The sequence below is a fragment of the Rhizorhabdus histidinilytica genome (assembly GCF_900167915.1).
Classification (GTDB): domain Bacteria; phylum Pseudomonadota; class Alphaproteobacteria; order Sphingomonadales; family Sphingomonadaceae; genus Rhizorhabdus; species Rhizorhabdus histidinilytica.
This window is the reverse complement of the sequence record NZ_FUYM01000037.1, coordinates 1-5,009: the sequence shown is the minus strand read 5'-3', so window position 1 is coordinate 5,009 and position 5,009 is coordinate 1. Positions and strand designations below refer to the sequence as shown.

The window sequence follows — 5,009 nt, the reverse complement described above, 5'->3', positions numbered from 1 at the left end:
TGCATCGATGGCGGAGACCTGCCCGCGCCTCCGCTCGGCGCGCCGTTGATCCTGCTTTTTATCACGATCGTCGCGGGCGGCGGGCTGGCGGCGATGCATGTCAATCTCCTGGTGACGCGGAGCGCCATTTCGCTGAGCCGCGAAGAGATCGCCTGGATGCTCAGTCTCTGCGGATTGGGCATGCTGGCGGCACAGATCTTCCATGCAAAGCTGGATTGGCTGGTCACTGTGCCGAGGCGGCTTGCCGGATTGACGCTGGGCCTGCTGGCTGTGGCACTTTTCATGTTTCCTGTCGCCGCGAGTATGGCCGAGCTCAGTGGGATCATCGTTGCTGCCGGCTGGAGCTCGGCAACCCTTCGATTGGTCACCAGCTTCTGGATCAGCGGCGGCGGGGCCCCTTCAGGCGTGAAGCTCGGTTTCCAGCATTCCGCCGCCAGCATCGGGCAGGCGCTCGCGCCGCTGGCGATAGCCATCGTCGCTCCCGGGGCGCAGCCGCTCGTTCTGTGGGGGATTGGTGGTCTATCGCTAGCGCTGCTTGTGTCCCTGCCGCTAGCCTGGAGGCCGCCCGCCATCGTAAAATCATCTGCGTGATGAGGGGAGGGGCGCATTGATGCGTATAGAAAAGAAGGGGCCTCTGCCCCATGCTTATCGTTCTTCCGGGAGTCATTTCATGAAGACCCGCCTATTCGTCGCCTTGCTGTTCCTCGCCATGCCCGGCGTAGCGCTTGCGGCCAGTGATATCGTCGTCCACCGGGATCCGGGATGTGGATGTTGCGAGAAGTGGGCGCAGGCCGTGCGCGCGAAGCTGGGACGCAAGGTCGTCATGCGTGACGATGCGTCGCGCAGCGAGCTTCAGCGCAAGGCCGGCATGCCCCGGACGCTGGCATCTTGCCACAGCGCGATCGTCGATGGCTATATGATCGAGGGCCATGTCCCGATATCCGACGTCAAGCGCTTGCTGGCGACCCGTCCTGCGGGCGTCAAAGGCATTGCGGTTGCGGGGATGCCGATCGGTTCGGAGGGCATGGAAGTGGCAGGCGCTGCCCGCCAACCCTATACGGTGGTGGCCTTCGGCAGCGCCGGTCAGCGAATTTTCGCCCGCCATTGATATCGCGCGGTTTGCAGCATCCTGCAGAATTGCCCGGTGGTAGAGGACCCCGCTGTCGAGTGTAGAACCTTGTGTCAAGCGAGCTGATGGCGTCCCTACCCCTACCTACACTGAAAAAGCAACGATTTGTCTTGTAAGTTGTTCGCGGTCGTCTCCCTGATTTGCCTGAATTTGGCCCAAAATGTGGGAACGATTGTGGGACCGTTTGCCCACCGAAAGTGTGAGAACGGCCCCAACATTCCCGATCAGGGCCCCGAACCGATGGCACTCACAGCATTGAAGGTGAAAAACGCGAAGCCCGGTCGCCATGTCGATAGCCGGGGCTTTGCCTGATTGCACTTTGCGTTCGCTTGCATTACATCGTCATGCAGAAAGGAAATCGACATGGCCGCAAACGCTCTTGTGCAGACCCGGATCGACGGAGCGGTGAAGGAGGAAGCCGCGACCGTGCTGGCTGCTATGGGGCTGACCGTCTCCGATGCCGTGCGCCTGATGCTGACCCGCGTTGCCCGCGACAAGGCCTTGCCGTTTGAACCGCTGGTGCCCAATGCCGAGACGATCGAGGCCATGAAGGAAGCGCGCGAGGGAAAGGGCAAGCGGTTCGCCACGGTGGTCGACCTGATGGCCGACCTCAATGCGGACGATTGAACGCTTCGGGCGGTTCAAGCGCGACTACAAGCGGGAGAAGAAGGGGCAGCACGCCAAGACGCTGGACGCTGACCTGATCCCGATCATCGAGGCGCTGGCATCCGACGAGCCGCTTGAACCGCGCCACCGCGACCATGCGCTGACCGGCGACTGGCGCGACCATCGCGATTGCCACATAAAGCCCGACCTCGTGCTGATTTACCGCAAGCCCGATGACGACACCTTGCAGCTTGTGCGCTTGGGATCGCACGCGGAATTGGGTTGGTGACGCCCGCGCATGGCGAGCTTATACGTTTGTCGGGTATGTCAGCCAGAGGCACGATTACGGGTTAGGTGTGATCAGCGAGCATCCGATGCCAACAAGCTTTTGCAGAAGACATCAATCGCAGAGATGCATTCGGCAGGCGCTGCTTGAAACAAAAATGAGGGCCATAAATCACTTTCACCCTCAAATTCTGACAAATTTGCCGTTAGTTCACGACTGGTGAGCGAGAAATGAGCCGATCGCGTTGGGCTTGAAGAGCCGACCGCTCGCTCCACCGTCGTGACCCCTACGTTGATGACCGGCGGATGCTGGCCCGGTAGACGATGCTGCCGAGAGCGACGACGACGCCCATGATGGCAAAAGATTCCATGCTCGAATGGCTCAAAAGCCAGATCGTGAGAAGGAAGGCGGAGTGCCGGCGCTGGGCCGAGCACCACACCCATCCCGAGCGCGGCGATATCACCGTGGCCTAGGCGCTGGAGATGGAGCGGCCTGTCCTGCAGCCGATCCTGGCGCCCTTCGATGGCTTCCATGAGAGCGAGCATGCCGTCACCGGCACCTGCCTCATCAGCTTCGACCGCAACCGCTACTCGGTCATGTCCAGGGCGGCGCGGCGCACGGTGCAGGTGCGCGCCTATGCGGGCCGGATCGTCATCCGCTGCGGCGAAGAGATCGTCGGGGAACATGAGCGTCACTTCGGGCGGAACCGCACCATTTACGATCCCTGGCATTATCTGCCGGTTCTGGCCCACAAGCCCGGTGCCCTGCGCAACGGCGCGCCGTTCCAGGACTGGGAGTTGCCGCCATCCCTCCATCGCCTGCGACGCAGGCTGGGGCACGGGGATGAGGCGGATCGCAGGTTCGTGCGGGTGCTCTCGGCCGTGCTCACCGATGGCTGGAGCAGGTCGAGGCGGCGGTGCGCGAAGCGCTGGCGAGCGGAACGGTCAGCGACGACCTGATCCTCAACATCCTCTCCCGTCGCCGCGAGCCGGCGACGCCCCATAGCATCGTCACTTCGGAAGACCGGATGCTGAGTCACCCGCCGATCGCCGACTGTGCCAGCTATGACCGACTGCGAGGCTATGATGCAGCGGCATGAGATGATCGACACAATGCGCGGCCTGGGCCTCAAGGGCATGGTGGCCGCGTTCGACGAGGCCGTCACCACCGGCCTCCAGCGCCAGCGCACCACCATGGAGATCCTGACCGATCTGCTCCGCGCGGAAGCCACCCATCGCGACGCCGCCTCGATCCGATATCGCATGACGGCCGCGCGGCTGCCGGTGGTGAAGGACCTGGAGCGGTTCAGCTTCGAAGGGACGCCGATCAACGAGGGACTGATCCGCTCCCTGCATGATGGCTCCTTCCTACCGGCGCGTCGCAACATCGTGCTCGTCGGCGGCACGGGCACCGGCAAGACCCACCTCGCCATCGCGATTACCGCCAACGTCGTGCGCAAAGGGGCTCGGGCACGATACTTCAACACCGTCGATCTGGTGACACGCCTCGAAGAGGAGGCCCGGATCGGCAAGGGCGGGACCCTGGCGGGACAGCTCTCACGGCTCGACCTGGTGGTGCTCGATGAGTTGGGATATCTGCCGTTCGCGCGCTCTGGTGGCCAGCTCCTGTTCCACCTGATCAGCAAGCTCTACGAACGCACCAGCGTCGTTATCACGACCAACCTCGCCTTCGGCGAATGGCCTACCGTGTTCGGGGATCCCAAAATGACCACGGCTCTGCTCGACCGCGTCACTCATCACTGCGATATCGTCGAGACCGGCAACGACAGCTGGCGCTTCAAAAACCGCAGTTAGCCGCCACTCTCACCCCAGCTTCAAAACGAACTTGCGCTGTGTACGCCTCCGGCCGGGCTACGCCCGACCTCCGCCGCACACAGCGCAGGGCATCAACCCTCCGCTCAATCTCGAAAAGGGGGGCCCCCTTCAACGCCTATACGGGGTCCCGTTTGCGCGCCGTTTGACAAAGTGAATGGCAGACTGCCGATCACCCCGGCATTGCTGCTGACCGCGAATTATACCTACACCGATTCCGTCCGGAAGGGTGGCGGCGAGCCCGCTTTCGACGGCAGTTCGCTTGACGGAACGCCGCTCGACAAGACGCCCAGGCACATGGCCAACGTTCGCCTGGACTGGCAAGCGACCGAGCAGATCGCGGCCTATGTGCTCGGCTACTACTCGGGCAAGCAGACTTTCAGCGGGTTCCGCAACGGCGCGCTCAACACCCGCACCCGTGAAGGGAGCACGACCTTCGATGTCGGCATCAATTTCACGATCAATGAGAATTTCGCGCTGAGGGCGGCGGTGCTCAACGTCACCGACAAGATCGTGCCGGTCGATGACCGCGGCCGGTTTGATGGTCTCGACGGCAACTGGATGCTCGATGAAGGGCGCCGCTTTTGGGGCACGGCAACGATCAGCTTCTGATCGATCAGGCCGGTCTTCTGCCTTCGCGTTCGAATATTCGCTGAATGCAGAGAGTCGGCCCCTTTTCATCCATGGATCCCGATTCAAGAAACGTTTCTAAAGTCAGAATTCAGTGATCAGTGGATTCGATCTCCGTAAGGAGCGGGGTGGGAGCACATAACCCTGACCGGCGAAGAATATCGCTGGCCAAAATTCTTAGCGTAGGATTTGGTCCCCTCCTGGAAACGCACCATGATCGCCATGTGCGGCATCGAGCGCGTCAGTCGCATTTGCGCCCGATGCCAACTGTCATGGATCCGTCCAAGCTGGTGACGGGGCGCGAAACGGCGCGGCAGTTTTTGCCCTTGCGGGGACGCCGGAGGGCTTTGCGCTCAGAGGCTGTCATGCACACCTGTTCATACAGCCATTATCGGCAAAAGCTTGCCCATCGACGCGCACGCGGCGCCGGTAACGGGATTGGTACCGAGACTTTTCCTCCGGCGATAGCGACTGGAATGAACAGTCCCGTGAGCCGGGCGGCATCTGAGCAATCGCGGGCGAGGAT

The 5,009-nt window shown here is 62.1% G+C and carries 5 protein-coding genes and 2 pseudogenes; all 7 read left to right on the top strand.

Features of this window, described 5'->3' with window-relative positions:
* Window positions 1-591 (top strand): annotated as a pseudogene (locus B5X82_RS25860) (MFS transporter); the annotation flags it as partial.
* Between the two features lie 79 nt (window positions 592-670).
* Window positions 671-1,108, top strand: coding sequence for a DUF411 domain-containing protein (locus tag B5X82_RS25855; RefSeq protein WP_007683347.1), 438 nt, complete (start codon window positions 671-673; stop codon window positions 1,106-1,108).
* A 384-nt stretch (window positions 1,109-1,492) separates the two neighbouring features.
* Entirely contained in the window at window positions 1,493-1,756 is a 264-nt protein-coding gene (locus B5X82_RS25845; protein WP_004212689.1) for a type II toxin-antitoxin system RelB/DinJ family antitoxin, read from the top strand.
* On the top strand, window positions 1,743-2,024 hold the full coding sequence (locus B5X82_RS25840; protein ID WP_004212690.1) for a type II toxin-antitoxin system YafQ family toxin: 282 nt from the start codon (window positions 1,743-1,745) through the stop codon (window positions 2,022-2,024). The genes B5X82_RS25845 and B5X82_RS25840 overlap by 14 nt, the downstream gene beginning before the upstream one ends.
* A 401-nt stretch (window positions 2,025-2,425) precedes the next feature.
* A pseudogene (locus B5X82_RS25835) lies at window positions 2,426-3,120 on the top strand (Mu transposase domain-containing protein); the annotation flags it as partial.
* Complete coding sequence (istB, locus tag B5X82_RS25830; protein ID WP_025549137.1) at window positions 3,107-3,835, top strand: IS21-like element helper ATPase IstB; 729 nt, start codon at window positions 3,107-3,109, stop codon at window positions 3,833-3,835. The pseudogene B5X82_RS25835 and the gene istB, both read left to right, overlap by 14 nt.
* 201 nt (window positions 3,836-4,036) lie before the next feature.
* Complete coding sequence (locus tag B5X82_RS25825) at window positions 4,037-4,465, top strand: TonB-dependent receptor domain-containing protein (protein WP_021245211.1); 429 nt, start codon at window positions 4,037-4,039, stop codon at window positions 4,463-4,465.
* The last annotated feature ends 544 nt before the right edge of the window (window positions 4,466-5,009 follow it).